At 41.3% G+C, this 25,590-nt stretch carries 28 protein-coding genes; 6 read left to right on the forward strand and 22 right to left on the reverse strand.

Going from position 1 to position 25,590, the window contains the following annotated elements:
* Position 1: 1 nt before the first annotated feature.
* From ACUW6H_RS04635 to nrdR, 12 genes are all read right to left on the reverse strand, one after another.
* Positions 2–1,033 carry a 3-deoxy-7-phosphoheptulonate synthase gene (locus ACUW6H_RS04635; RefSeq protein WP_454361989.1) on the reverse strand — a complete coding sequence of 344 codons (1,032 nt, stop codon included), beginning with the start codon at positions 1,031–1,033 and terminating at the stop codon, positions 2–4.
* Positions 1,034–1,112: 79 nt separating this feature from the next.
* Positions 1,113–3,626, reverse strand: coding sequence for a preprotein translocase subunit SecA (gene secA, locus ACUW6H_RS04640; protein ID WP_454361991.1), 2,514 nt, complete (start codon positions 3,624–3,626; stop codon positions 1,113–1,115).
* A 131-nt stretch (positions 3,627–3,757) separates the two neighbouring features.
* Entirely contained in the window at positions 3,758–4,513 is a 756-nt protein-coding gene (locus ACUW6H_RS04645) for a DNA alkylation repair protein (RefSeq protein WP_454361993.1), read from the reverse strand.
* Positions 4,514–4,656: 143 nt separating this feature from the next.
* Positions 4,657–4,947 (reverse strand): hypothetical protein, encoded by a 291-nt coding sequence (locus ACUW6H_RS04650; protein WP_454361995.1) that lies wholly within the window; start codon positions 4,945–4,947, stop codon positions 4,657–4,659.
* A 19-nt stretch (positions 4,948–4,966) separates the two neighbouring features.
* On the reverse strand, positions 4,967–5,305 hold the full coding sequence (locus tag ACUW6H_RS04655; RefSeq protein ID WP_454362098.1) for a hypothetical protein: 339 nt from the start codon (positions 5,303–5,305) through the stop codon (positions 4,967–4,969).
* Positions 5,306–5,428: 123 nt separating this feature from the next.
* Entirely contained in the window at positions 5,429–6,025 is a 597-nt protein-coding gene (locus ACUW6H_RS04660) for a LemA family protein (RefSeq protein WP_454361997.1), read from the reverse strand.
* A gap of 160 nt (positions 6,026–6,185) precedes the next feature.
* Entirely contained in the window at positions 6,186–7,037 is an 852-nt protein-coding gene (locus tag ACUW6H_RS04665) for a TPM domain-containing protein (RefSeq protein WP_454361999.1), read from the reverse strand.
* Positions 7,038–7,264: 227 nt separating this feature from the next.
* Positions 7,265–8,575 (reverse strand): ribosome biogenesis GTPase Der, encoded by a 1,311-nt coding sequence (gene der, locus ACUW6H_RS04670; RefSeq protein ID WP_454362001.1) that lies wholly within the window; start codon positions 8,573–8,575, stop codon positions 7,265–7,267.
* A gap of 13 nt (positions 8,576–8,588) precedes the next feature.
* A complete protein-coding gene (locus ACUW6H_RS04675) occupies positions 8,589–9,302 on the reverse strand; it encodes an NADPH-dependent oxidoreductase (RefSeq protein WP_454362003.1) in 714 nt (237 codons plus the stop codon).
* Positions 9,299–10,195 (reverse strand): primosomal protein DnaI, encoded by an 897-nt coding sequence (dnaI, locus tag ACUW6H_RS04680; RefSeq protein WP_454362005.1) that lies wholly within the window; start codon positions 10,193–10,195, stop codon positions 9,299–9,301. The genes ACUW6H_RS04675 and dnaI overlap by 4 nt, the downstream gene beginning before the upstream one ends.
* Positions 10,196–11,359 (reverse strand): DnaD domain protein, encoded by a 1,164-nt coding sequence (locus ACUW6H_RS04685; protein ID WP_454362007.1) that lies wholly within the window; start codon positions 11,357–11,359, stop codon positions 10,196–10,198. It abuts the gene before it with no gap.
* A complete protein-coding gene (gene nrdR / locus ACUW6H_RS04690; RefSeq protein WP_454362009.1) occupies positions 11,360–11,833 on the reverse strand; it encodes a transcriptional regulator NrdR in 474 nt (157 codons plus the stop codon).
* Between the two features lie 140 nt (positions 11,834–11,973).
* Between nrdR and ACUW6H_RS04695 the strand changes: the two genes are divergently transcribed.
* From ACUW6H_RS04695 to ACUW6H_RS04705, 3 genes are read left to right on the forward strand one after another with little or no spacing between them, the layout of a single operon-like run.
* Complete coding sequence (locus ACUW6H_RS04695; protein ID WP_049505637.1) at positions 11,974–12,339, forward strand: GntR family transcriptional regulator; 366 nt, start codon at positions 11,974–11,976, stop codon at positions 12,337–12,339.
* 4 nt (positions 12,340–12,343) lie between these two features.
* Entirely contained in the window at positions 12,344–13,039 is a 696-nt protein-coding gene (locus tag ACUW6H_RS04700; protein WP_096406263.1) for an ABC transporter ATP-binding protein, read from the forward strand.
* 15 nt (positions 13,040–13,054) lie between these two features.
* A complete protein-coding gene (locus tag ACUW6H_RS04705; RefSeq protein WP_454362011.1) occupies positions 13,055–13,783 on the forward strand; it encodes a hypothetical protein in 729 nt (242 codons plus the stop codon).
* Positions 13,784–13,814: 31 nt separating this feature from the next.
* Here ACUW6H_RS04705 and ACUW6H_RS04710 read toward each other — a convergent pair whose 3' ends face one another.
* Both ACUW6H_RS04710 and ACUW6H_RS04715 read right to left on the reverse strand, forming a co-directional pair.
* Complete coding sequence (locus tag ACUW6H_RS04710; RefSeq protein WP_454362013.1) at positions 13,815–14,510, reverse strand: LrgB family protein; 696 nt, start codon at positions 14,508–14,510, stop codon at positions 13,815–13,817.
* Positions 14,507–14,881: a CidA/LrgA family protein gene (locus ACUW6H_RS04715; protein ID WP_000781325.1), complete on the reverse strand. Its 375-nt coding sequence runs from the start codon at positions 14,879–14,881 to the stop codon at positions 14,507–14,509. The genes ACUW6H_RS04710 and ACUW6H_RS04715 overlap by 4 nt, the downstream gene beginning before the upstream one ends.
* Positions 14,882–15,077: 196 nt before the next feature.
* On the opposite strand from ACUW6H_RS04715, the gene ACUW6H_RS04720 reads away from it, so the two are divergent.
* The 3 genes from ACUW6H_RS04720 to trxA all read left to right on the forward strand — a co-directional run bounded on the left by ACUW6H_RS04720 (position 15,078) and on the right by trxA (position 16,109).
* A complete protein-coding gene (locus tag ACUW6H_RS04720) occupies positions 15,078–15,458 on the forward strand; it encodes a MarR family winged helix-turn-helix transcriptional regulator (protein ID WP_454362016.1) in 381 nt (126 codons plus the stop codon).
* Positions 15,459–15,558: 100 nt separating this feature from the next.
* Positions 15,559–15,780: a DUF4649 family protein gene (locus ACUW6H_RS04725; protein ID WP_000570263.1), complete on the forward strand. Its 222-nt coding sequence runs from the start codon at positions 15,559–15,561 to the stop codon at positions 15,778–15,780.
* A gap of 14 nt (positions 15,781–15,794) precedes the next feature.
* Positions 15,795–16,109, forward strand: a complete 315-nt coding sequence (trxA, locus tag ACUW6H_RS04730; RefSeq protein WP_454362019.1) for a thioredoxin — start codon at positions 15,795–15,797, stop codon at positions 16,107–16,109.
* Between the two features lie 95 nt (positions 16,110–16,204).
* Here trxA and ACUW6H_RS04735 read toward each other — a convergent pair whose 3' ends face one another.
* From ACUW6H_RS04735 to ACUW6H_RS04770, 8 genes are all read right to left on the reverse strand, one after another.
* Positions 16,205–16,873: an MIP/aquaporin family protein gene (locus ACUW6H_RS04735; RefSeq protein WP_000714829.1), complete on the reverse strand. Its 669-nt coding sequence runs from the start codon at positions 16,871–16,873 to the stop codon at positions 16,205–16,207.
* 218 nt (positions 16,874–17,091) lie between these two features.
* Positions 17,092–19,650, reverse strand: a complete 2,559-nt coding sequence (locus tag ACUW6H_RS04740; RefSeq protein ID WP_269456850.1) for a hypothetical protein — start codon at positions 19,648–19,650, stop codon at positions 17,092–17,094.
* A gap of 333 nt (positions 19,651–19,983) precedes the next feature.
* Positions 19,984–21,780 carry an oligoendopeptidase F gene (pepF, locus tag ACUW6H_RS04745; RefSeq protein WP_454362021.1) on the reverse strand — a complete coding sequence of 599 codons (1,797 nt, stop codon included), beginning with the start codon at positions 21,778–21,780 and terminating at the stop codon, positions 19,984–19,986.
* Between the two features lie 10 nt (positions 21,781–21,790).
* Positions 21,791–22,534 carry a 16S rRNA (uracil(1498)-N(3))-methyltransferase gene (locus ACUW6H_RS04750; protein WP_454362023.1) on the reverse strand — a complete coding sequence of 248 codons (744 nt, stop codon included), beginning with the start codon at positions 22,532–22,534 and terminating at the stop codon, positions 21,791–21,793.
* 1 nt (position 22,535) lies between these two features.
* Positions 22,536–23,486: a 50S ribosomal protein L11 methyltransferase gene (gene prmA, locus ACUW6H_RS04755; RefSeq protein WP_454362100.1), complete on the reverse strand. Its 951-nt coding sequence runs from the start codon at positions 23,484–23,486 to the stop codon at positions 22,536–22,538.
* A 137-nt stretch (positions 23,487–23,623) separates the two neighbouring features.
* A complete protein-coding gene (locus ACUW6H_RS04760) occupies positions 23,624–24,097 on the reverse strand; it encodes a GNAT family N-acetyltransferase (protein WP_454362025.1) in 474 nt (157 codons plus the stop codon).
* Positions 24,090–24,521 carry an NUDIX hydrolase gene (locus ACUW6H_RS04765; RefSeq protein WP_454362027.1) on the reverse strand — a complete coding sequence of 144 codons (432 nt, stop codon included), beginning with the start codon at positions 24,519–24,521 and terminating at the stop codon, positions 24,090–24,092. Before ACUW6H_RS04765 ends, ACUW6H_RS04760 begins: the two co-directional genes overlap by 8 nt.
* A gap of 1 nt (position 24,522) precedes the next feature.
* Positions 24,523–25,584, reverse strand: a complete 1,062-nt coding sequence (locus ACUW6H_RS04770) for a site-2 protease family protein (RefSeq protein WP_454362029.1) — start codon at positions 25,582–25,584, stop codon at positions 24,523–24,525.
* Between the last annotated feature and the right edge of the window lie 6 nt (positions 25,585–25,590).

Raw genomic sequence — 25,590 nt, forward strand, 5'->3', positions numbered from 1 at the left:
CTTATTCTCCTAGCGTTTGGTAGATTTCGCGAACAAGTGCTTCCGTATTGTCCCAGCCTAGACAAGGGTCCGTGATAGACTTGCCAAAAACTTCTGGCTCATTTTGACGTCCATCTTCCAGATAGGACTCAATCATAAAACCACGAACGTATTTCTTGATTTTCTCATTCCAGTCACGGTTGATCAAGGTCTGGCGAACGATACGGATTTGATCCATGTACTGCTTGCCCGAATTGTCATGATTGGTATCAATGATGATAAAGGGATTTTCCAAGCCCATCTTTTCATACTGGGCAATGGTATCCATCAAATTGTCATAGTAGTAGTTAGGAATATTTTTCCCGTATTCATTCAAGGCACCGCGAAGAATGGCATGAGACAAAGGGTTTCCAGTCGTCTCCACCTCTTTGCCGAGGAAGAGAAAACTCTGCTTATTTTGCGCCGCATAAATCCCGTTAAACATAACATTGAGATTTCCAGATGTTGGATTTTTAAAACCTGTCGAAAACCCTGCTCCACTCGCTACAAAACGGTGTTGTTGATCCTCTACAGAACGAGCCCCAACAGCCATATAAGAAATCAAATCATCCACCAAAGGAAGGTTTTCTGGGTAGAGCATCTCATCAGCAGTTGTCATACCCGTCTCGGTAATCACACGATAGTGCAGTTGGCGAACAGCCTTGATTCCATTGATCAAACTAGGGGCTTCTGTCGCGTTTGGCTGGTGAATCAAGCCCTTATAGCCATCTCCATTGGTACGAGGTTTGGCTGTATAGACCCGCATGACCATAAAGATACGATCTTTGACTTCTTCTTGCAAGGCAGACAAGCGCTTGGCATACTCAAGGACTGCATCCTCATTATCAGATGAACATGGTCCAATCACCAAGAGAATACGCTGGTCTTCTCCACGGATGATGGCTTCTAGTTCTTGATCACGCTGGTATTTTTTCTCATAAGCCAAATCATCTAGTTTTGACAAGGCACGAACTTCTTCAATATTAATTTTGGGGCTTTTAGCTGTAAATACCATGATTCATCTCCTTATAAAGCAAACGGACACCAAGTAAAAAATGATTTTCACCAGGTATCCGCCTGTATCTTATCTCATATTATTGTCTCTTACCATGACAGTTCTTGAATTTCTTACCAGATCCACATGGACATTGGTCATTTCGCCCGATTTGGCTCAAGTCCAAATCTTCTGGAAGATTTGCCTGCTGAGCTGCGATATTACGAGTCGCAGTTGTACTGATATTGTGTTCAACTTGCGGACGTTCTTGTTCATGGATTTGTGCTTTCATCATCAAGCGGGTCACATCGAATTCGATTGAACCAATCATGTCGTTAAACATGCGGAAACCTTCTGCTTGGTATTCTACAACAGGGTTGTTTTGTGCATAACCACGAAGGCCAACAGCGTTTCGCAACTGATCAAGGGCATCGATATGGTCAGTCCACTTGTTGTCTACAACACGTAGAATCAAGACTTTTTGGAATTCTTTCACTGCATCTTCGTCACGAAGCTTAGCAACTTGGCTGTCATAGACTTTCAAGGCACGTTGGTAAAGTTCATCCTTGATAGCTTGGTCTGACAAACCTTCTAGGTCTGAAAGTGAAATGGAATCTTCTGGAAGCAAGTTATACTTAGCAAAGTTCAAGATTGCTTCGAGTTTTTCATCTTGTTTCGAACGAGCATGTGCATCCACGATACGGCCAATGGTACGACGGATCATAGCATGGATTTCAGGTGCCAAGTCACGATCTGCAGTAATGACATCATAACGTTGCGCATAGATAATCTCACGTTGTTCTCGCATAACGTCATCGTATTGAAGGACTTGTTTACGAGTGTCGTAGTTGTTTCCTTCGACACGTTTTTGAGCTGCTTCAACCTGACGCGTTAACATGCGAGATTCGATGGCTTCGTCAGACATATTGAGACGTTCAAAGACACCTTTCAAACGTTCTGAACCGAAACGTTTCATCAAATCATCTTCAAGAGACAAGTAGAATTGTGACTCACCTGGATCTCCTTGACGTCCTGAACGTCCACGAAGCTGGTTATCAATACGGCGACTTTCGTGGCGCTCTGTACCAATGACACAGAGTCCACCAAGTTCACGAACCCCTTCACCAAGCTTAATGTCGGTACCACGACCGGCCATGTTGGTTGCAATAGTAACCGCACCACGTTGACCAGCGTTCATGATAATTTGAGCTTCTCTATAGTGGTTTTTCGCATTCAAGACTTCGTGAGGAACGCCTGCTGCTACCAATTTCTTAGAAATATAATCACTGGTTTCAACGGCAACAGTACCAACCAAGACAGGTTGACCTTTTTGGTAACGCGCCTTCACATCCTCAATAACAGCCTTGAATTTGGCATCGATACTTGCATAGAGAAGGTCTGAGTGGTCAATACGTTGGATTGGACGGTTAGTAGGGATTGGGATAACACGAATGTTATAGATTTCACGGAATTCTTCTTCTTCTGTTTTACCAGTACCTGTCATCCCTGCCAATTTCTTATACATACGGAAGAGGTTTTGGTAGGTAATAGAAGCTGAAGTCTTGGTCTCGTCTTGGATTGGCACACCTTCTTTTGCTTCAATCGCTTGGTGCAAACCATCAGAGTAACGGCGACCTTCCATGGTACGACCTGTAAATTGGTCGACGATTAGGATTTCCTGCTCTTCACTAACCACATAGTCGATATCGAGAATCATGATATAGTTGGCACGAAGAGCATTGTCAATAAAGTGAGTAAGAGCTACATTTTCAATGTCGTAGAGATTTTCTAGTTTGAAGTAGCTTTCAGCCTTGTCAATACCAGAGTCTGACAAACCGATTGTCTTAGACTGCACGTCAATGATATAGTCGTCCTTGTCCAAGGATTTCACGAAGTGATCCGCCATATGGTAGAGTTGGCTTGTTTCAACTGCGTTGGCACCTGAAACGATCAAAGGAGTACGGGCTTCGTCGATCAAAATTGAGTCAACCTCATCGACCAAGGCATAATTGAGTGGACGTTGCACCATGTTTTCTGCACGAACGACCATGTTGTCACGAAGGTAGTCGAAACCAATCTCTGAGTTTGTTGAGTAGGTAATATCGCAAAGGTAAGCCTCTTTTTTCTCCATTGGAGATTTAGCTGCCAAGTTGATCCCTACTGACAGACCGAGCCATGAGTAAAGCTCACCCATCTCAGTCGCGTCACGTTCTGTTAGGTATTCATTGACTGTAACTACGTGAACCCCTTTACCTGCAAGGGCATTGAGGTATACTGGCATGGTCGCTGTCAAGGTCTTCCCTTCACCCGTACGCATCTCTGGAACGTCACCATGGTGAAGAACAATCCCACCCATGACCTGAACCTTATAAGGGAAAAGCCCGAGGACACGTTTTGCTGCTTCACGTACTACCGCAAAAGCCTCATATAGCAATGAATCAAGTGATTCACCCTTGTTGTATCGTTCTTTAAATTCGTCAGTTTTTGCTTTTAGCTCTTCGTCTGACATCGCAGCCATCTGACTCTCATAATTAAGAACCTTATCTGCCATCTTTTCTAGACGGCGAAGTTCTCCTTTATCATTTTCAATAATCGTTTTTAAAATATTAGCCATGATTTTCCTTACTTTTAATTCTGAATATTTTAGAATGTTCTTTTCATTTTAGCATATTTACTATTATTTTTCAAGAAAGAATCCTTAATTTACAACGGAAAAGACCAGTCAAAATTCAGCTTTTTTTTGCATCAATCTTCTGTTGCTATTTTTTTGTTTTTTGTTCGAGATGCATGCTTGATGATCCAAGCACAACTTGGACTTAGCTCCTCCTTTTGCCAAGTTTGAAGAATCCTTTCAAACTTATCAGGGTCTTCCTTGTATAAATCATTTAAATTATTGGCTACACTTTTTTGAATAGACTTGTCTCTATCATCCTTTAGATTGGTCAGAATAGTGGTGAAATCCTCAAGATAATCTAACACCACGGTTTGTCTCTTAGCCCAAGGCAGACGGATACGCATGCACTCGCTGGCAAGTCTACGAACGCGCAAATTTTCATCCTGACTCCATTCTAACAGCAAAGCCATTGTAGCCTTAGGATAGCGAGCCAGTATGGGCCTCATGGAAAATTCTCCCGTAAACCGCTTGGTGAGTTCCTTACTAAAGGCCGCGCTCAATTCAAATTCCTTGTCTCCATATAGTTCTACATATTTGCCGATTGGCCAAAGCCAATACCCTTCTGAAAACATGCCTAAACCACCCTCTAACTCAGGACCTAAAATTTTCTCAAAAACCTTGAGAGAGTCCTGATAAGATAGGGGGAGACATTCTTTGATACTTTTAGCCAAGAGTTCTTGACGCTGGCTAAACTCCAAATTTTCCAAGTCTTTTTCTAACAACAGCCTAAACTTTTGTCCATCAAAGGCAGGGGACGCTTCTTGCAACCGTCGACTCAAATCCCTAGCATAAGCCAAGTCATAATAATCTTTTACTTTTTTAGCCATTTTTAAATCCCTTAATCTTCTGTTTACGGAACTTATTATATCATACAGATAGCCCGTCAACAAAATCATTTTCACTTCTCAAACTATTTTGTCAAAAACATAAAAAGGACTAGAAGCTAGTCTAGTCCTAAATTTTTTAAGGTTTAATTTCCCAAAAATGCTGGCAATAAGCCAAAGTACAAAAAGAGATTGATCCAGAAGGCCATGCAAAATAGCACTCCAAAGATAAAGAGACTGATTTTTTTAATCAGTATGGAGTATAGAATGGCTAAAACACCAAAGACCATGAAGATTTTTTTCATAACGAAATAATAAATTGAAACTCCTCCTATTTGCCAACCCCAAGGAAGAAAAAACATGAGGAACCAGAGAAGGCAAATCGTAAGGATATAGATTTTGTAATAGCTATACATAAACTGCCTTACCTTTGACATCTTAAACCTCCTCTAAAAATTAGCTATTCTGTGATGAGTCTCTGTTATTGATCTGTCTCAGCTTGAACATTCTCTTCAGGCAGACATAGACTTTCCAGTCATTCACGAGAGATAAAAAGACTAAAAGAATCCATATCCCCCACATTGTTAGATCCATGGGATTTTTCAAGACAAAATTGAAAATTAACAAAGAAAAAATTGTAAAAGCGATACTGAACAAAGCCCACAAAGGGAGATATATCCAGTAAAAGTAATAGAAAAACACGAAATATTTACTATCTTTATCCGCCTTCTCAATCCAATGAAAAAAATAAAAGTAAGGTGACAAGACCAAAAGTTGAAAAAGTCTTTCTAGCATAGCTTTCTCCAAGATTTCATTTTATTTTATTATACCAAAAAAACCTGGAAAAGGCTTTCCAGGTTTGAGTTTGAAATCACTAGTCATGCTTGAGAAATCCCTTTATTCATAGACTGATTCACTTTATTGACTAGATGAAGATGTTCCAAAATCGACCTTAGGAACTGTCTTGGCTTCTTCTGTTTCTTTGAAGGTTTCCGCTTCTTTAAAGTTCATCATATTCGCAAAGAGCACTGTTGGAAAACTTCTCAGTTTTTGATTGTAATCGGCTGCGACCTTGTTATAGTCCTTACGTGCTACAAAGATACGATTTTCACTTCCTGAAAGTTCCACCATTAGTTGCTCAACATTTTGATTACTCTTGAGTTCTGGATAATTCTCCGTCAAGGAAATCAAACGGGAAATAGCGGAGCTCAATTCTCCCTGAGCCTTTTGGTTTTCTTCCGATGTCACTGAGCTACTGCCAATTTTAGCTCTAGCATCCGCAATCTTGGTAAAGACTTCAGTTTCATGATTCATTTGTCCTTTAACGGACTCCACCAAGTTACCAATCAAGTCCGAACGACGTTGGAGGGCTGTCGAGACATCGGCCTGAGCCTGCTCCACTTTAGTCTGTTCACCAACCAGACCGTTATAGGTCGTCACTGCGGAACAACTTCCCAGAACTAGTAGTCCAAAGATAATCGCCACTATTGAGAGAATTACTTTATTTTGTTTCATATCAAAACCTTAACACTTTCTTTTATCAACATTTCTGAGAAAATACTCAGATTTTAAATCAATTTCCCAAACTTTGTTTTTATTTTTAATGAAGGAGTCAACTGTTGCAAAGGAGTCACCTTACTGCATGGAGAAATTGGTTTGAGCAATATACAATCACTCACCAGTCATCAGACGAACCGCCACCATCAAAGCCACCGCCGTCCCAGCCTCCAGATGAATCCGAGCCTGAGTCAGACCAAGAGGAGCCCGAATCTGATGAGTCACCGCCCCACCAGCCTCCGCCAGAATCATCGCCATGTGAACCGCCACCACGACCTCCAGATATAAATCCGATAATCATCACGATTAAGTAAATGAGAATTCCAAATCCGATAACTCCGTCACTCGAACTGCTTTTTCGATGCCGTCTCGAAGAACTGCTCTCACCAGCATACCTTTCAAGTTCCCTTAAGCGACTAGAGTTGGTAGTATAGTCGTAACTACTTTTAGAACTTGAAGCAGTTGTACTCGATCCACTATAGAACATGTAGTTGAGATTATTGACTATTGAGAGAACACCCTTGTTATTGTCACCATTTTTAAAGTAAGGGCGTGCTGTTGCCAAGAACCTGTGAGTCTGATAGTCTGTGATTTTACTGGCCACATTATTACTGGTTTCAATCCGTGATTTTCTATCTTGGACTGCTACCACAATCAAGACACCATGATTGTCTCCCGAGTAGCCAATCTTCCAAGCTCTAGCTGTTTCATTGGCGACAGTCTCGATTGTTTCTCCATTTAAGCTTTTCACAACGTAAACACCCATCTGGATTTTTTCTGATTTTTTACTATTGACATTATTCAATTCCCGAATCTGACTTATAGTCTCATCCGTTAGATAGTGATCCGGGTCATAGATCCCGTACTCAGGTTTTTCAGGTGCTGTGAATGCTGACAAGAAGAGAAAAACCATCAGCAATCCAAGTAAACGAACCAACAAACTATGTTTAAATAATCTGCTTCTTTTCATAATAACCTCCCTGATAAAGGAAAATTGATTTAAGGAATTATAGCATTTTGATTTTTACAAAAAAAGTGCAATTTCATTACAAATAGGTTACAAAAGCTAGGAAAATGATTGAATTTTGATGACAGATTTTTCCTTCGATTTGACAGAAGTTTTTCACCTACTTTATAGAAAAAAAGAAGACAGACTAGTCTTCTTTTCAGTTATTCTTATTGAAAAATAAGCAAGGCTTACTTGCGTTTTCTTGCGATCAAATGAATCGGGGTTCCTTCAAAGACAAAGGCCTTGCGGATTTGATTTTCCAAGAAACGCAGGTAAGAGAAATGCATGAGTTCTTCTTCGTTGACAAAGATGACAAAGGTTGGTGGCTTGGTTGCCACTTGAGTCGCGTAGAAGATTTTCAGGCGTTTTCCTTTGTCTGTTGGTGTTGGATTGATAGCAATGGCATCCATGATAACATCGTTCAAGACAGCTGATGGGATACGTGTGTTTTGACTTTCGCTGATTTGCTTGATCATCTCAGGTAGTTTGTGGAGACGTTGCTTGGTCAGAGCTGAAACAAAGACAATCGGTGCGTAAGGCAGGTATTGGAACTGCTCACGGATGTCTTCTTCCCAGTTCTTCATGGTATGGTTGTCTTTCTCAAGAGTATCCCATTTGTTGACCACGATGATCATTCCTTTACCAGCTTCGTGGGCAAATCCAGCGATACGCTTGTCGTACTCACGAATACCTTCTTCGGCATTGAGGACCATCAAGACCACGTCAGAACGGTCAATGGCACGCATGGCACGCATGACAGAATATTTCTCCGTATTTTCATAAACTTTACCAGACTTACGCATACCAGCTGTATCAATCATGATAAACTCTTGACCATCAGCATCTGTAAAATGGGTATCAATGGCATCACGCGTTGTTCCAGCTACTGGACTAGCAATCACACGGTCTTCTCCCAAAATAGCGTTGATCAAACTTGATTTTCCAACGTTAGGACGGCCAATCAAGCTAAATTTAATGACATCTGGATTTTCTTCTTCAACTTCGTGTGGTAGATTTTCCACAATGGCATCCAGCACATCACCCGTACCGATACCGTGCACAGATGAAATTGGCAGCGGTTCGCCCAATCCTAGCGCATAGAAATCAAAGATATCATTTCGCATCTCAGGATTGTCAACCTTGTTAACTGCTAGGATAACAGGCTTATGGGTTTTATAGAGTTTGCGAGCTACGTACTCGTCCGCATCTGTAATCCCTTCTTTACCAGAAACGACAAAGACGATGACATCTGCTTCTTCCATGGCAATTTCTGCCTGGTGTTTGATTTGCTCCATGAAGGGAGCATCGACGTCGTCAATCCCTCCAGTATCAATCATACTAAAGGAACGATTGAGCCACTCACCCGTTGCATAGATACGGTCACGTGTCACACCCTCGACATCTTCTACGATAGAGATCCGCTCACCAGCGATCCGATTAAATAGGGTCGATTTCCCAACATTGGGACGTCCCACAATGGCAATAGTTGGTAAGGCCATGTTTTCTCACTTTCTACAATAACTTTTTCTGTTCTAGATTCTTCCGAGTTGAACTAGGTTCGGCTTGACCAAACTGCTCTGCCAAACGTTGACTCCAAGAGGTCGTCGCACGCGCACCAGCATAGTCCGCCTGAACTTTGTCATAGTCCAAAATCGCTTCAACTGGCTGTTTTTGGTATTCTTCTTCAAATACCACTTGCTTCAAAGGCAGTCTTGGTTTGACATCATGTTGTTGATTTGGCACACCGAGTGCAATCCCAAAAACAGGGTAGGTATAGTCAGGCAAGTTAAAAAGCTCTGCCACTTCTTCCGACTTGTAACGGACCAAGCCGATAATCACACCACCATATCCCAGACTCTCAGCCGCAAGCAAGGTGTTTTGCCCAGCAAGCGCAGCGTCTACAGACGTGATAAGGAGAGCTTCCACTCCTTGGGGTTGGAAAGTGTCCGTATGAAGGCTTGCTCCCTTTTCAGCTCGGTTCAAGTCACCGACAAAAAGTAGGAAAGCAGCTGACTGGCGAATGGCTTCCTGCGGAACCAATTCATAAAGAGCATCTTTCTTCTCTTGGTTGCGTACAAGAATCACAGAGTAGGATTGGAAATTTTTCCAAGATGACGCCATTTGTCCAGCAGTCAAAATCTCGTCCAAGTCTGCCTGAGGAATTTCTTGCTCCTTAAAGCGACGAACTGAAGTATGAGCTTTCATCAGTTTAATGGTTTCTGTCATCGGCGGTTTTCTCCTTCTAGTCTCGTTTCCTCTGCTAAATAACGGATTCGTTCCATGACCCGTCTAGCTTCCCAAGTCTCATCATTTCCATTCTTTCCTTTGGCAAAATGTTTTTCCAAATCTTGGAAATTAAAGTTGGAAGTAAAGAAGGTCGGCAAATCTTCCTGCATGCGGTACTGGAGAATAACTTGGAGAATCTCATCACGCACCCAAGGGGTGGATTGTTCTGCACCAATATCATCCAAGACCAAGACTTCTGCTAACTTGATGTCATCCACCAAGGTCTTGACAGATCCTTCACCGATGGCATTTTTCACATCAATGACAAAACTTGGATAGTGGAGAATGGTTGTTGAAGCACCACGTTTTTCAGATAGGTCATGGGCTAGGGCCGCCATCATGAAACTCTTACCGACACCAAAATCTCCGTATAGATAGAGGCCTTTTCGGATGTTTGGGTAAAGATCAACAAAGGCATAGAGTCTCTCAAAAATCGGCAAACGACCTAGATCATCTAGCTCAATCTGAGCCAACTTCGCTTTTTTGAGACTTGCTGGTAGATTAATCAACTTGAGACGATTCTTGATGGCCGCCTCTTTTTCAGCCGCGATTAGTTCTGGTGTTTCTTCATAAGATACATCTGCATAGCCGTGATTCATGACCAAGATAGGCTTGTAGCCACGCGCTATATAGTCAGCATCCCCACGAAGAAACTTGTCCCGTTCTGTGATATATTGGTTAAACTTGGAGATGCTACGATTCAACTCCTCTGGGCTGAGGGATTCTTTCTGGATAAAAGCCGCTACATCTGGGTCTTTCATAATCTGCTGGACTAGGTCCTGATACTGAAAACGACTTGTCTGACGCTTGATAACGTCGCCAACACTTTCCATCTAGTCTCCTCCTTCTTCTAATCGGGCTAACATTTCTTGTTTTTTACGTTCTAGTTCCAGACGAGTCTCCTCACTGGTTTGATTTTTATATTCTGGATTGCTCCACTTGGGAACATTTGTCTTAGTCGAGCTAGTTTTCGATTTCTGGTCTTCCTGGCCTTTTTGCTGACGCTCTCGAATCCGAAGCACAGCCTCTTCTGCTGTCCGAATTTTGTGGTAAGCATAGTCATTTGCGACCTTCATGGCATATTTCTCATTGATATTTGCCGAATCAACCTTGTTAAAGGTTAGAAGCAAGACGATATTGATGACTTCATCCAACAAACCTAAAGACGCCATCTGATGAAGGAGTTCTCTTTCACTTTGGGTGATGTTCCCCTTACGTGTTTGCTTAATTTCGGCTAAAAATTGCAGGGGTGTTTTATTTTTGGCTTCCCTGATAATGGTCATTTCTTTGGGACTAAAATCAGAAGTCGCTGGTTTTTGTGCTATCTTTTCACGCATGCGTTTGACTGAAATAACCTGAGCCACCGCTGTCGCCTTGGCTAATTGATAAGTTTCAAACCAAGTCCATTTTTTTTCATCTGCGATGGCAAACAATTCCAAAACATCCGCCTGCTCATTTTCAAAACGCAAACCATCTCGAGCCATCAGGCGCTGAAAATGTTCCAAATCAAAATCATTTTTCATCTTGCTTTTAGACTCGCTTGGAGTCACTTCTTCGGTCAGATTTGGAAATACTTGGCTCAAAGAAACAGAGAGTGCTTCTCCCTCACTTGGAGCCTGCTTCATAGCAGAAACAGCTGTATCCCCTATCTTTTTCTCCAAGAGTCTACTATAGACAGAATGACTTAGAAAATCCTGACTGGAGAGGGGAGAATGAAGCTGTAACTCATAGTTCTCCCCCTTCTGATAAAGGGTCAACAAATCCAAAGCAGATAAGATTTTAAAGGATTGGAGCAAGGTCGGCATGCCAAAGTTTAAGTGGTTGAGAATATGGGAAAAGAGATGTTCCTTTTGCCCACCATCCCAAAAGGTAATGGCGTATAGATAGAGGCTCAGTGCCTCCTGACCGATAATCGGGAGGTAGCACTGCACCAGAGAAGAGGTATCTTGCGACACCCGATTATTCTTTAGAAAAGAAAAACGGTCATTTGGCTTCATTTATTTTTCCTTTTTCTTTTTAGAGGATTGGGTGATTTGCTGGAGCAGACTCTCCAACTCACTCACATCCTTAAAGCTACGGTAAACACTGGCAAAACGAACATAGGTAATCTCATCCAGATCTGCCAATTCTTCCATGACTAAAGAACCAATGTATTCACTTTGGATCTCATTCTCACTGCGACTACGGAGTTTTTGTTCGATGCGATTGACCACCATGCCGATTTCATCACTCGAAACAGGACGTTTCTGGGCTGAGCGAATAATCCCATTAAAGATTTTATCTCTCGAAAACTGCTCTCGCGTACCGTCTTTTTTGACGACAACCAATGTTCTTTCTTCTACTCGTTCATAGGTTGTAAAACGATGCTGACACTCATCGCACTCACGTCTTCGGCGGATGGTATTTCCTTCTTCGGCTTGTCGACTATCAACAACACTTGACTTTGTAGCCCCACATTTTGGACAACGCATGCATTTCCCTCCTTGTCGTTTTCTTTTCATTATACCATTTTTTGAGCAATTCCCAAAACAATTCTTATTTTTACTTGACAAGTTTTTTGTTTTATTGTATTATTTGATTAGAACAAGAAAGACAAAGAAAGGAGACTATGATGTCCTGGTCATTTGATAATACAAAACCGATTTATTTACAGATTATGGAAAAAATCAAACTACAGATTGTTTCCCATGAACTGGAACCCAACCAACAGCTCCCTACCGTGAGAGATTTGGCGAGCGAGGCTGGGGTCAATCCCAATACCATCCAGCGCGCCTTATCTGACCTTGAACGTGAAGGATTTGTATACAGCAAGCGAACAACTGGTCGTTTTGTCACCGAGGATTTGGACCTCATCGTTCAGTCCCGCAAACAACTTTCCGAGGAGCAACTGCAACACTTCGTCTCTTGCATGCTCCAATTTGGCTACCAAAAAGAAGAACTGCCAAATGTATTAAGTGATTATATCAAAGGAGTTTAAGACTATGACACTACTAGCACTTGAGAATGTATCAAAATCTTATGGAGCAACTGCGGCACTTGACAATATCTCACTAGAGATCTCAGCCGGAAAGATTGTCGGACTCCTTGGACCAAACGGATCCGGGAAAACAACCTTAATCAAACTGATCAATGGCCTCCTTCAGCCCGATAAAGGACGTGTCCTCATTAACGGACAGGATCCAAGTCCAGCCACCAAGGCGATTGTCTCTTATCTGCCTGACACAACTTATCTCAATGAAGAGATGAAGGTTAAGGATGCTCTAACCTATTTTAAAACCTTCTATCAAGATTTCAATCTCGAAAGAGCCCAACACCTGTTAGCTGATCTTGGCATTGATGAGAACAACCGCCTCAAGAAACTATCAAAAGGGAACAAGGAAAAAGTTCAACTCATCCTGGTTATGAGCCGCGAAGCTCGTCTTTATGTCCTCGATGAACCGATCGGTGGAGTGGATCCAGCTGCCCGTGATTATATCCTCAATACCATCATCAACAACTACTCACCAACCTCTACGGTGCTGATTTCAACCCACTTGATTTCAGATATTGAGCCAATCTTGGATGAGATTATCTTCCTCAAAGACGGAAAAGTCGCCCGACAAGGAAATGTTGATGATATTCGTTACGAGTCAGGTGAATCCATTGACCAGCTCTTCCGTCAAGAGTTCAAGGCTTAGTTAAAGGAGATTATTATGTTTTGGAATTTAGTTCGCTATGAATTTAAAAATATCAATAAATGGTATCTTGCACTCTACGGTGCTGTACTTGCAATTTCAGTTTTGATTGGAATTTTTATTAGCAGTCTTAGCCCTAGTTACAACCCTGATAATACAGGCTATCTCATTTTCTTTTTAATTTTAGTCTTCGGAGGACTCAGTGTCACTCTTTGGATTGCAACAATCTTTTTAATCATCCGAAGATTTAAGGGGAGTGTTTATGACCGCCAAGGTTACTTGACCTTGACTTTGCCTGTCTCTGAACACCAAATCATCACCGCAAAACTTTTAGGTGGTCTTGTCTGGTCCATCTTAAGCTATATCGTCTTTATCTTGAGTATATTGATTATCTTCTTCTTAACACCAATAGAAAAAGACTTCACTGCCCTCTATAACTTCATTTCCCCTTATCTCAGCTACGGCTGGCTGTATGCCCTATCACTGTTTGTCGGTTCAATCGCATGGATTTTATCCATTTACCTCTCCATTTCTATCGGGCAACTCTTTAACGAGTATCGAACAGCCATGGGAATTCTAGCCTATATCGTCATTTCCATCGTTATTGGTTATATCACTTTCTTCTTAAGAGTTGACAATGACTTTTACGTGATGGCTGGTACAGAAATCTTACGCGATCTCTTCTTATCGGCTATCTACTATCTCGGCACCTACTATATCTTGAAAAACAAGATTAACTTGCAATAAAAAATGCCCAGCTAGAAAGCTGGGTTTTTCTTTAACTCAACATTAAACTGGCTACGATGGGACTGACAAAGACGTAGAGAATACCAGTGACGCCTATAGCCAAGCCACCCATGGCTCCTGCTACAGAACCGTAGCGAAGGGCCGTTCCCGTTCCGACAGCATGACCTGTCCCACCAAGGGAAAGTCCCACCGCAACTGGATCATCAATTTTCAACCACTTCAAAAGGGTTGGTCCGATAACACTGGTCAAAATCCCAGTCGCCACTACGACGACCAAGGTCACAGTCGTCAAGCCTTGCAATTTTTCTGTGATCCCCACTGCCATGGCGGTTGTCACTGACTTGGGAAAGAGAGAAATGGCTAGGAAAAAGTCCATACCAAATATTTTCGCTACTATGGCAGTAAAGCAAGTATTGACAACTACTGCTAACAGACTACCAAAGAGAATACTCCGTGCATGGTGCTTCATCAGGTGAAAACTCTTGTAAAGCGGAATCCCTAGAGCCACGGTCGATGGGACTATCAAGTTGTTCAGATAAACCCCACCTTGATAGTAGTCTTGGTAAGAAATACCAGTCACCTTGAGAAAAATAATGATAAAAACAGCTGACAAAAGCAAGGGCGTTGTCAAAGGATGGGGAAAACGTCTGTAAATCAACATCCCTACTAGATAAGCTAGGATAGATAATGCAATTCCAAATAGGGGATTGGAAACAAATTCACTCATTTGGCGTCTCCTTTCTCATAATCTCCCTCAAACCGTCGTTTGATGAACTGAACCACTAGGGCTATAAGGATAATATTGATAACAGCTGCAAAAAAGACAATCAAAACGATAGGCAAGAGGTAAGGGGCAATCACATCAAACTTTTCCATGATTCCCACTGCTGGTGGCAAAAAGAGAATGGTCATATTGGCCAGCAAGAAATTCCCGACCATATTGACATGTCTGGTTCTCAGCCACTTGAACTGTAGGGCTAGAAAGAGAATAATCAAGCCGATAATACTGCCTGGGATGGGCAGATGAAAGAAACTGGAGATTCCCTCACCGATTAGAGAAATCACAAAGAGAATCATTAATTGAACATATAATTTCATCCTAAACTCCACGAAATAGACTTCTTGCATACCAGTTTACTCTTTTTTCAGAAAATTTCAAGGAAATATTGAAATTCTTCTCTCTTGCAAGGATTAGTTAAAAGTAGTATAATCATTGCATGCGCAATCATCTTGTGTTACAAAGATAATCAGTAATGACTTTGTGATTTTTACTTTTAAAAGAAAGGAGAAAGCAATGACCTATTTGGAAAAATGGTTTGACTTCAATCGGCGTCAGAAAGAAATCGAAGGTCTCTTAGAAGAGACCATTGCCCAGCAGAGTGACCAAAGTCTGACCTTGAAAGAGTTTTACCTGCTCTACTATCTGGACTTGGCCCAAGAAAAATCTCTACGCCAGATTGACCTGCCAGATAAACTTCATCTGAGCCCGAGCGCTGTTTCTCGGATGGTGGCCCGACTAGAAGAAAAAAACTGCGGTTTGCTTAGTCGCCGGTGTTGCGATCAGGATAGACGGGCTAGTTTTATCTGCCTGACTGACGAGGGACAGACAATTCTAGCTTACCTGCAAAAGGCTGTCGAGGAAAGACTGGAAACGAGTCTTGACTTCATTTCTTAATCAGATTTTTTAAAAAAGTTGCGTGCGCAATCATTTTTCTTGACATTCCTCTTTTCAAGGAGTACAATAAAGTCAAGATCGAACAACAAAGGAGTTTTATATGATCGAAATTACTTATCTAGACGCCAGCAAACAAGAGAGAACCATGACTTTCGAGTCTTACCAAGACTTTGAACGTTCTCAACACGCCTGCCTTATCGGCGTTGCGGATTACTACACTGTCCAAAAATTAACTTACAATGGTCATGATTTGGACTACCATGGGACTTATGGAGATGTCTTCTTCTATCTCATGAAACAAGATTTAAGCCAATATAATTAAAAAGGAGAAATACAATGGCAAAAGCAATTACAGATGCAACATTTGAAAAAGAAACAAAAGACGGTTTGGTCTTGGTAGACTTCTGGGCAACTTGGTGTGGTCCATGTCGTATGCAAGGTCCAATCTTGGACAAATTGTCTGAAGAACTTTCAGAAGATGTCTTGAAAATCGTTAAAATGGACGTTGATGAAAATCCAAACACAGCTCGTGCATTTGGAATCATGTCTATCCCAACCCTTCTCTTCAAGAAAGATGGCCAAGTTGTGAAACAGGTTGCAGGTGTTCACACAGCAGAACAAATCAAGGCTATCGTTGCTGAATTAAGCTAATCACGAATCACTCCCATTCCAAAAGGGAGTGATTTTTTATTTGCATAGAAAAAGCCCTGTTCCTCAAACTGAGAACAGGACTCTTTTTTCGTTTCTTATTCTTCTGTTCCAAGGCAGTTTTTCGCAACAAGAGCTGCAAGAACACCACCAACGATTGGAGCAAGGATGAAAATCCAAACTTGTTCAAGAGCTGCGCCACCAACCAAGACAGCTGGAGCCAAACTACGAGCTGGGTTTACTGAAAGGCCAGTGATGTTCAATCCTACAAGGATCATAGCCATCAAGGACAAACCGATTACCAAACCAGCAATCGCGCCATTTCCTTTGCTTGCTGATGTTACAGTCATGATAACCAAGACAAACAAGAAAGTTGCGATGACTTCAAACAAGAAACCGCCAAAGACAGTGACACCGTTTGCCAAGGCATTTTCACCAAGACTAGCAGTTGACATGCCTGAGTTAGACAAGAGGAAGAATACCGCAGCTGACGCAAGGAAAGCTCCAACTACTTGTCCAAGGATGTAGTTTACAAGTTCTGAAGATGACAAACGTTTGTTTACAAACATAGCGATCGAAACCGCTGGGTTCAAGTGAGCACCTGAAACAGTTCCAATTGAGAAAGCTGCAACCACAATTGCCAAACCAAAGGCAAAAGCAATCCCAAGGTGTCCAAGACCTTCAACACCATTTCCAAAAACAACAGCTCCTGTTCCGATGAACACAAGCATAAATGTACCGATTAATTCAGCAACAAATTTTTTCATGATAAGTCTCCTTTTTTCAAACTATGTATTAGTCTATCAGAAGGAGGAAAGGGTTTCAAGAAATTTGATTGGAAAGTTCATACACGTTGCAATATTGTTTTCAAATTTTGTATATTTTTAATGTATTACAATTAGTTGTAAATCTCTATATTTGATGGTTATACTATACTGAATAAAATGAGAGTTTGTATTAATCTTTTTAAATAGCATAGAACTCTCTATTTAATCCATTCCCCATTGTAATTGACATGATATCCATCAGGTGTAGTTGTATTGACTGCTAAGGCACCTGAACCATATGCATAATACCATTTCCCTGAAACAGTGAACCATCCTGTTTGCATAGAGCCTGAGCTATTCAAATAGTACCATGAGCCACTTGATTTGACCCATCCTGTTTGCATATCCCCTGAACCACTGAGATAATACCACGAATTACCTGATTGAATCCATCCAGTCTGCATCCAACCCGAGCGATCAAAATGGTACCATTTCCCATTGATTAGCTCCCATCCATTAGATGTATAGGAACCATTGTTGTGTCTGTACCACCAACGACCAGAAGATTGAATCCAACTTCCTTTTGAAGCAAGTCTTACTTTTAACTTATAGGCTTCAGATACTTTGATGTATTCTTTCTTAGCAGTTTCCTTTTTAACTTTTGCATTTTTTAATTTAGCATTTGCATTTTCAAGTGCTTTTTTTGATTCCTCAAACTTCTGTTTAGCGATAATCAAACTTTTTTTAGCTTCATCGAGTTTTTTTGGAGCATTTTTGAGATTTGTAACATATTGATGTGCTGTATCCAACTCTTTTTTAGCATTTTTAAGTGATTGTTCAGCAGTCTTAACGAATTTTATCTTATCGTTTTTGACTACTTTCAATCGATTTAGTTCAATCTCTTGTTTCAAAAACTCAGTTTTAGCAGCACTCAGCAAAGTTTGTTGTTTACTCAATTCTGCTTGTGCTGATTTCAAAACGTTTAGCTTAGCTTCATTTTGTTTTGTCAAATCCACAAGACGTTTTTTAGATTTGTCTAGTTCTTTTTTATCTTTATCTAAAGTCGTTTTAGCAATGGTAAGGTTATTGTTTAGAGACGATAGTTTTTCATTTGCCACAGTCTCTTCATTTCTTTGTTTTCGATTAAAATTATCTAAAGCTTCTTTCGCTTTAGTATAGGCTGGATTTTTAGGATGTGTGATTTCATTCCAAACATAACGGAAGATTATTTTAGGTAAGAATTTTACTCGTTTCCCATTAAAGTAAAATTCGCTATAATCTGGATTACTATCTTTATTTTCTGCTGTTGCTAAAAAATAACTACTATACCCTTTAGCTCCAGAAGGAAGTATTCCATAAACATCTTTATTCTCACTAATAAATGTTAATACTCCATAATTACCATAGCTTGTTTTTTCGCTAGAGGATGCTCCGACAGCCATCCCTGTCCCAGAAGCTGCTAGCAATGGAATTCTATGACCATAGTTACGTCTATGTGCTTCTTTTGGATCTGATGAGCCATATAACGAGGCATTTCTATAATCATTAAAGTAAGATAAGACCGCTTTATAAGCAAGTTCTTTTTCACTTAACAGGCTCTTTTCTGGAACCGAACCAGCTGTTGCATTTTCAGTCGCATCCTTAAAACCAAAATCTTGATTTTTCAATTTTGTATCATGTGACAATTTATTATTTGCCACCATTTCATCCGCTCTTGCTTTTCCATATCTCAAAGCCTTGTCAGTCACAGCTGGCACTGGAATATCAATACCATTGATTCTACGCAATTCAATTAAGTATTTACGAACTTCTTCAGAAACCTTTTTATAATCAACCACATGAGGATCGCTGACATAATCTTTAGATGAAACAACGATAGTTTCTGTTCTTTCTCCGCTAAAATTCACATCTTCATTTGCAGCAACATAGTATGTCTTCCCATCACTTCCTACGAAAGTTTTTTCCTCAAGTGGAGGAGTCTTGGAATCACTCTCGCTAACAGAATTTGATTGAATCTCGTGAGGGACCGTAACTGTTAAAAACTCATTCCCAGCTGATTTTAAATTTTTTTCAAGAGTAGAACGGTTCTTATTTCCTCTTTCCACAAGTGCTTTTCTTTCTTGTTGAGCTTTTGAGAACTCACTAGTTAAAGAACTCACTTTAGCTTGGTCAGCTTTCACCTTCACATCTAATTTCTCAGTTGCTTGTTGAAGCTCGCGTAGTGTATTCCAATCAAAAGCTTTCTCTGCTACCCTTACTTTGTCTTGTGCCTTTTTTACGTCTGCTGCTCTTTGATCAACCTGAGTTTTTGCCTTATTAACAACTGTTTGTTGGTTCTCGACACTTGTCTGAGCTTGTTTCTCACCTTGTTTTACTTCTGACAATCTTTCTTCTGACTTCCGAAGTGTTGTCTGTTTAGCAACAAGATCCTTTTCAGCATTTTTAATTTTTTCAGTAGTAGCTTGTTCAGCAAATTCTTGAGCTTGTTTTAAAGCGTCATCTGCTTTGTTCTTATTTGTTACAGCAGATGCATACTCTTGTTGCGTTTTATCAACAATCTTCTGAGCATTTTTTTCTTCATCAATTGCTTTGTTTAGTTTGACTTCTGCATTTTTAACGTCCGATTCCGTCACTTCTGCCTTTTTTGTTTCAACTTGAGTAGCATTAACTTTGCTAGATTTCTCGTTTATTAATTCATCTGCTTTTACGTGATTAGTAAAACCAGTTGCCATTGCTGTTGCCAGGCCCAAACCAAGCAATACTTGTTCCTTTTTCATTAATCCAACCTTTCTTTTTAAGCGTTTACATTTTATATTTTATCATATATTTCTATATTTTTAAAGAATTACGATATTCTTAGAAATTGTTTATAAATCTATACCTTGCATCTATAATTACATAAAACAACTTAACTATAAATTGTAGTACATAGTTCCTCATCAATTTCTTAACTAAATTCAATCATATAGAAAATAAAAAGGATGATTAGTAATACCGATTCCGTTATTAATTCTGCTTTGCAATTACGACCCTCAACAATTTTCTTGACAATCACTACAAATAAAGCAAAAGTCCCATTAGCATCATTCTAGAACGACCTCTCTATTCCCTTACTCCCCCAACTCAGCACTGTACGTGATAATCTGGTCAACTGTATCAGACAAGAATTGGATGGTATCACGGAGTGGTTTGTCCGTTGAGATATCGGCTCCGATAATCATGGCTGATTCAAGCGGTGTTTTGCTACCACCTGATTTGAGGAGATTGAGCCAGTCTTCAGCTCCATTCTCAGAATGTTTCAAATGAAGGTAACCCGCAGTCGAGATGACAAGTCCGGCCGAGTAAGTGTAACTATACAAGCCCATGTAGTAGTGGGCCTGGCGCATCCAAGTCAAAGCCGCATCGTCATCAATTTCAATGGCATCTCCCCAGAAGTCCGTCAAGACTTCCTTCATAATGCTGTTAAGTTTGCTTGCTCCGAAGGTTTCTCCTTCTTCAATCAATGTATAAACCTTGCGCTGGAAGGCTGCTTCCAAGAGATGGGTGATGAAATTATGGAAGTAGGTGTCTGTCAAGCGGTGGGCAAGAGCAAAGCGTTTTTGACGAGGGTCGTCAGACTGATGTTCCAAATAATCACTTAAAAGCAATTCATTGAAGGTTGATGGCGCTTCAACATAGTAGGTCGACATATGGGCATTGAAGTAACTTTGGTGATTATCTGAAAAGATGAATTGACCAGAATGCCCGATCTCATGAATCAAGGTATAGACATCGCTCAAACGGCCTGTCCAGCTCATGAGGACATAAGGGTGCACGCGATATGGATCCGCCGCATAACCACCAGAATCCTTGCCACTATTAGCAGCGAAGTCCACCCAGCGCTCTTCTTGGTAGCGGGCAATTTCTTGGGTGTATTCTTGACCCAATGGTGCGACTGACTTCATGACCAAATCGTAGGCATCATCAATGCTCACTTCAGGATTAAGGGCGCTATCCAAGTCCAATTTCCAGTCTGCGAAGGTCATCTTTTCAAGACCATTGACCTTGGCAACATGCTTGAGGTATCTCTGAGCGACTGGCGCAAATTCCTGCATAATGAGGTCAATCTGACGATCAAACATGTCACGGTCTACTTCCTGCTCAGCTAGAAGATAGTCAAAAACTGAGGCATAGCCTTTCATATCTGCCAAGAGTTTTTCAGACTTGACTTGAGCTAGATAGGCTGCAGCTGCTGTATTCTGGTGCTTACGGAGTCCTTCTGAGAAGGAACGGAAGGATTTTTCACGAACCTCCGCGTCCTCGTGGTTTTGGTAGAAATTCTCATAAGTTACAAAGCTGTTTTTGTAGGTCTTGCCATGAGCTTCAAAGTCAGCCATTTCAAAATCCCCAGCACGCATCTTGGTGTAAATATCCTGTGGACTGTAGAAAACTTCGCCCAGATTGGTCAAGGCCTTTTCTACATCTGCCCCAAGATAGTGGGCTTTTTTGATTTTTGCCTGACGAATGGCAGCTGTTAAATGTGGTAATTCACCCAAACGATCCAAAACTTCCTCTTCAGCTTCCACCAAGGCATCGTCAAAGAAGGTCAAGGCTACACTGGCATCTGTTTCAAATTCCATCCCAGCTTGGGCAATGTTGGCAAAATCTTCATTGCTATAGTCTGTCGTCTGAGGCATAAAGGCGTAATTACCAATATGACTCATCTGAATGTAGATTTGTTCCAATTCCGCAAAGGCCTTCTCGAAATCTTCAAAAGTATGAAGATTTCCCTTGTAATCACGGCTAAATTGGTTAATATCTTCGCGAGTCTTTTCGATTGCTCGCAAGAAATCCTCACGGTCTTGGTAAAGGGCGGTTAAATCCCAAAGTTCCTTTTCAGGAAATTCTGAACGGTGTTTTTGTTCCATTTTCTTCCTCTTATTTCTCTAGTTCTAATAATACACTAATGGCTGATAAGGCATAAAGTGGGGCTGTTTCTGCTCGTAAAATGCGAGGACCAAGTCCTGCCAAGACGGCTCCTTTGGCTTCAAAACTCTCAATTTCTGCAGGTGAAAGACCGCCTTCTGGACCAAAGATAAAGAGCAATTTGGCTCCTTTTTCAAGACCAGTGACTGCTTGCAGAAGCGCAGCGGCTTCTCCCTCTTTTGCTGATTCTTCATAAGCCACCACAATTGAGTCAAACTGGTCCAGCTGGGCTAGAAAATCTGCTTTTTTCTCAAAAAGTTTGACACTCGGCACCAGATTTCGTTTGCTTTGCTCGGCTGCTCCAAGGGCGATTTTTTCTAGTTTTTCAACCTTTTTGCCCAATTTCTTGCCATCCCACTTGGCGACCGACCAATCAGCAGGAAAGGCCCAGATTTGGCTAGCACCCAGTTCGGTCACTTTTTGAGTGATGAATTCCAGCTTATCTCCCTTGGGAAAGCCGGATGCGATGGTCACTTGGACAGGTAGTTCCACATTGTCAGCTAATTCTTCGACCAACTCAAACTGACGAGTTTCCACATCCAACACGCGTGCCAAGCGCTTAATTCCATCATCAAAGACCAAAGTAATCTCATCACCTTCTTTCAAGCGCATAACCTGAAACATATGCTTGCTGGTTTCCTTGTCCTCAATGGTGACTGGCGAGGTAGCATTACCCTTGACAAAATACTGCTGCATGCTAGCCTCCAATCACACCTGAAATATCCTTGGTTTTCTTAAAGACACAAGCATTCCATTCCCCTTGAATCATGTGAGTTTCGAGGAAAAATCCAGCCGACTCAGCTGACTCTCGCACCATGTCCCACTTGTCCTTGATAATGCCACTCATGATCAGGTAGCCTTCATCCTTGACCAAGCGATAAGCATCATCCGTCAGATGAATGAGAATATCCGCTAAGATATTAGCCACGATGACGTCTGCCTCAACTTCCACACCCTTGAGCAAATCACCTGGCGCTACATGGATATTTTCCATGCCTGGATTGAGCTCAATATTTTCCTGAGCCACACGAACCGCCACATCATCAAGATCATATGCGAAAATTTCCTTAGCTCCTAGTAGTGAGCTAGCGATAGAAAGGACACCTGAACCAGTTCCCACATCGATTACTGTCTCTCCGCCACGAAGGACCTGCTCCAAGGCAAAGAGACTCATCTTGGTCGTCGGATGGGTTCCTGTCCCGAAGGCCATACCAGGATCTAGCTTGATAATCTTTTCTCCTGCAGTCACCTTATAGTCCGTCCAGGACGGTACGATGGTCAAGTCATGAGTAATGCGAGCTGGCTCGTAATATTTCTTCCAGTTGTCTGCCCAGTCTTCCTCAGCCAAGGCAGTCGTCCCCATCTTGACCTCTCCCAGATCCATAAAGTCTGTCAATTCTGCTAAGCGAGCCTGTAAGTCTGCTTCAACTGCTGCTACATCAACCGTTTCCGGATAGTATGCTGTGACCACGATTTCTTCCTGTTGCTCTACCTGAGGGAAAATTTCACCGAAACGGTCCTCATTTCCAACATAGTCCATGCTATCTTCAATTGCTACCCCTTGGGCACCTAACTCGATCAAGAGATTGGAAACCAGCTCCTCTCCCTCACGCTTGACTGTAACTTTTAACTCTTGCCATGTTTCCATCATTAAAATACCAAGCCCGTAAAACACAAAGCCAAAATAGGAAACTCTCTGAAGACGCTTGTGTCTAAGATAAGTTTATCTTTTTGGCACAGTGTTTAGGGCGGGTTCAGTTTAGAAATGTAACCGAACCATCCTTTCTATTTATCAATCATTTTATTCATGTAAACCATATCCATACCTTCTTTTCCAGGCTCGATATGGGTTTGACGGTAGCCATTTTTCTCATAAAAAGCGACCATGCCCGCATCCTGTAATACCGTACACAAATCCCACTGTTTAATCGTTGGAAATTCCTTTTCCAGCAATCTCAATCCCTCAGAACCATAACCTTTTCCTTGATACTGGGGCAAAATCGCTGCCGTTCCCAACCAAGCCTCCGTCAATTCCTCATTGGTCTGAACTCGTAAAAATCCGATATTTTCGTCCTTTTCTTTCACAAAGTAGTAATAGCTATTGGGACGCTCAACCAATTTCCACTTGATTCGTTCACGATCCTCTAGATAGGGATCATACTCATCTTGATATTTCTCATAGACAGCCTTAAAGCTAGCCCTTTGAATTGCAATTACGGTTTCTAAATCCTCTGCTCCTGCTCGTTCTAGTCTAATCATAGTTACTCTCCATATAATCCCTCACTCTATCCTGCAACTGGGGTACAACCTTATCTGAGCCAAGAAATTCCTCAATGCTCATCAACTTGTAACCTTGCCCTTCATCACCAAAGACAATCTTGTCAAACTGTTCCTGAGCCAATTTTCCAACTAGAAAGACGGATTCCTTCCCCTCAAAAAGCATACTTGGATACACCTTACTCCAAAGCAGACAATCCTCAGTCAGATGAATGCCTAGTTCTTCATAAACTTCACGCGCCGCGCACTCAAAAGGACTTTCATCACCCTCTCGTCCGCCACCTGGCAATTCCCACATATTGGGCCAAGGAATGCTGGGCTTGTCATCACGTAAGATGGTTAAGAGCTTATCCTCACAAAAGAGGGCAATTTTGCAACCTGTAAAATCAGTAAGTTCTATTTCCATATCAGACTCCTTCAGCTAATTCTTTCTCCAATTCTGCTAACCAGTTTTCATAATAACGTTTCTCATCTCGCAACATGCGACTAGTATTCATTTTCTGTCTAGCAATCTTTATAGCCTTGCGAGTTTGAGCCATGTCTTTCCTTGCCTTAAATTGATACCAGGCTTGAATGATCTGCATGTCTGCCATTTTTAGAGACAAAAAGGATTTAACTCCTCGATTACTTGCATACTCCTCCGCTTTTTCATGATCTCCTTCTAGCAAGGCAATGTGAAGAAGGTATAATTGAGAAATCGTTTTAGACATTGGATTATCTGTTTTCTCTAGCAAAGACTGAAACTGTCGCTTAGCAAGTTCTATATTATCATCCAATAGGAATACCAAGCCCTGAAGAGTCTGAACACTTTCTGCAAAACTCCCTCTCGCATCCTCAGCAACAGGAATGATAAAGTCTTTCAAATCATATTCTTGAGGAGCTAGCAAGGTCTGGGCAGAATGCCTCAACACCGAGTAGGCGTATTTGGTATTTTCAGGGTGTTGTAGCAATTCCCAGATTTTCGCTCCATCGGTAATCCCAACTGGCTTAGCATTGATGAGAAGAAAAGATACATTTAGACAAATCCAAGTAGCCGCAAAATACCAGCTTCTTGTCAAAAATCCATACAATATCGCCAATAAAATCAAGTTAAGATGAACTATCAAGCCGCCTGCAAGCATCAGGATGATTCTTTGGTCGCTTTCATCTTCTTTCAATCCAATATACTGAGCGCCAACATTTTTCAGAACAGCTGTTCGGCTAAGAGAAAACTTGCCTAACTTTTTGGTCAAAAGAAAATTCCCTAATCCAAAAGCCACCAGTCGATAGCCTGTCAGGTAACCGCAGACTGCATGCCCCAGCTCATGAAGGATAAAGATCAGATAGATGCTGAAGAAAGAAAATAGGTAACCTGGAACAAAGACAAACGAAAAATCTAACTCTTTAAAGGCAATTGTCCCAAAAGCAAATCCTAGCATCAAAAAAACAAAGGACAGACCGGAAATACAAGACAAGACTATTTTCTTCATATACTT

The organism is Streptococcus sp. 151470009-6, from assembly GCF_053628175.1.

Coding starts and splice junctions, on each gene's coding strand:
- ACUW6H_RS04715 (WP_000781325.1), bottom strand. CDS start 14,881: ATGAAATTATATGTTCAATTAATGATTCTCTTTGTGATTTCTCTAATC.
- ACUW6H_RS04695 (WP_049505637.1), top strand. CDS start 11,974: ATGTCCTGGTCATTTGATAATACAAAACCGATTTATTTACAGATTATG.
- ACUW6H_RS04675 (WP_454362003.1), bottom strand. CDS start 9,302: ATGACAGAAACCATTAAACTGATGAAAGCTCATACTTCAGTTCGTCGC.
- ACUW6H_RS04685 (WP_454362007.1), bottom strand. CDS start 11,359: ATGAAGCCAAATGACCGTTTTTCTTTTCTAAAGAATAATCGGGTGTCG.
- ACUW6H_RS04700 (WP_096406263.1), top strand. CDS start 12,344: ATGACACTACTAGCACTTGAGAATGTATCAAAATCTTATGGAGCAACT.
- ACUW6H_RS04770 (WP_454362029.1), bottom strand. CDS start 25,584: ATGAAGAAAATAGTCTTGTCTTGTATTTCCGGTCTGTCCTTTGTTTTT.
- dnaI (WP_454362005.1), bottom strand. CDS start 10,195: ATGGAAAGTGTTGGCGACGTTATCAAGCGTCAGACAAGTCGTTTTCAG.
- ACUW6H_RS04660 (WP_454361997.1), bottom strand. CDS start 6,025: ATGAAACAAAATAAAGTAATTCTCTCAATAGTGGCGATTATCTTTGGA.
- ACUW6H_RS04765 (WP_454362027.1), bottom strand. CDS start 24,521: ATGGAAATAGAACTTACTGATTTTACAGGTTGCAAAATTGCCCTCTTT.
- ACUW6H_RS04750 (WP_454362023.1), bottom strand. CDS start 22,534: ATGCAGCAGTATTTTGTCAAGGGTAATGCTACCTCGCCAGTCACCATT.
- ACUW6H_RS04705 (WP_454362011.1), top strand. CDS start 13,055: ATGTTTTGGAATTTAGTTCGCTATGAATTTAAAAATATCAATAAATGG.
- pepF (WP_454362021.1), bottom strand. CDS start 21,780: ATGGAACAAAAACACCGTTCAGAATTTCCTGAAAAGGAACTTTGGGAT.
- secA (WP_454361991.1), bottom strand. CDS start 3,626: ATGGCTAATATTTTAAAAACGATTATTGAAAATGATAAAGGAGAACTT.
- ACUW6H_RS04725 (WP_000570263.1), top strand. CDS start 15,559: ATGATCGAAATTACTTATCTAGACGCCAGCAAACAAGAGAGAACCATG.
- ACUW6H_RS04710 (WP_454362013.1), bottom strand. CDS start 14,510: ATGAGTGAATTTGTTTCCAATCCCCTATTTGGAATTGCATTATCTATC.
- der (WP_454362001.1), bottom strand. CDS start 8,575: ATGGCCTTACCAACTATTGCCATTGTGGGACGTCCCAATGTTGGGAAA.
- ACUW6H_RS04740 (WP_269456850.1), bottom strand. CDS start 19,650: ATGAAAAAGGAACAAGTATTGCTTGGTTTGGGCCTGGCAACAGCAATG.
- ACUW6H_RS04720 (WP_454362016.1), top strand. CDS start 15,078: ATGACCTATTTGGAAAAATGGTTTGACTTCAATCGGCGTCAGAAAGAA.
- ACUW6H_RS04655 (WP_454362098.1), bottom strand. CDS start 5,305: ATGCTAGAAAGACTTTTTCAACTTTTGGTCTTGTCACCTTACTTTTAT.
- trxA (WP_454362019.1), top strand. CDS start 15,795: ATGGCAAAAGCAATTACAGATGCAACATTTGAAAAAGAAACAAAAGAC.
- ACUW6H_RS04665 (WP_454361999.1), bottom strand. CDS start 7,037: ATGAAAAGAAGCAGATTATTTAAACATAGTTTGTTGGTTCGTTTACTT.
- ACUW6H_RS04650 (WP_454361995.1), bottom strand. CDS start 4,947: ATGTCAAAGGTAAGGCAGTTTATGTATAGCTATTACAAAATCTATATC.
- ACUW6H_RS04645 (WP_454361993.1), bottom strand. CDS start 4,513: ATGGCTAAAAAAGTAAAAGATTATTATGACTTGGCTTATGCTAGGGAT.
- ACUW6H_RS04635 (WP_454361989.1), bottom strand. CDS start 1,033: ATGGTATTTACAGCTAAAAGCCCCAAAATTAATATTGAAGAAGTTCGT.
- nrdR (WP_454362009.1), bottom strand. CDS start 11,833: ATGCGTTGTCCAAAATGTGGGGCTACAAAGTCAAGTGTTGTTGATAGT.
- ACUW6H_RS04760 (WP_454362025.1), bottom strand. CDS start 24,097: ATGATTAGACTAGAACGAGCAGGAGCAGAGGATTTAGAAACCGTAATT.
- ACUW6H_RS04735 (WP_000714829.1), bottom strand. CDS start 16,873: ATGAAAAAATTTGTTGCTGAATTAATCGGTACATTTATGCTTGTGTTC.
- prmA (WP_454362100.1), bottom strand. CDS start 23,486: ATGGAAACATGGCAAGAGTTAAAAGTTACAGTCAAGCGTGAGGGAGAG.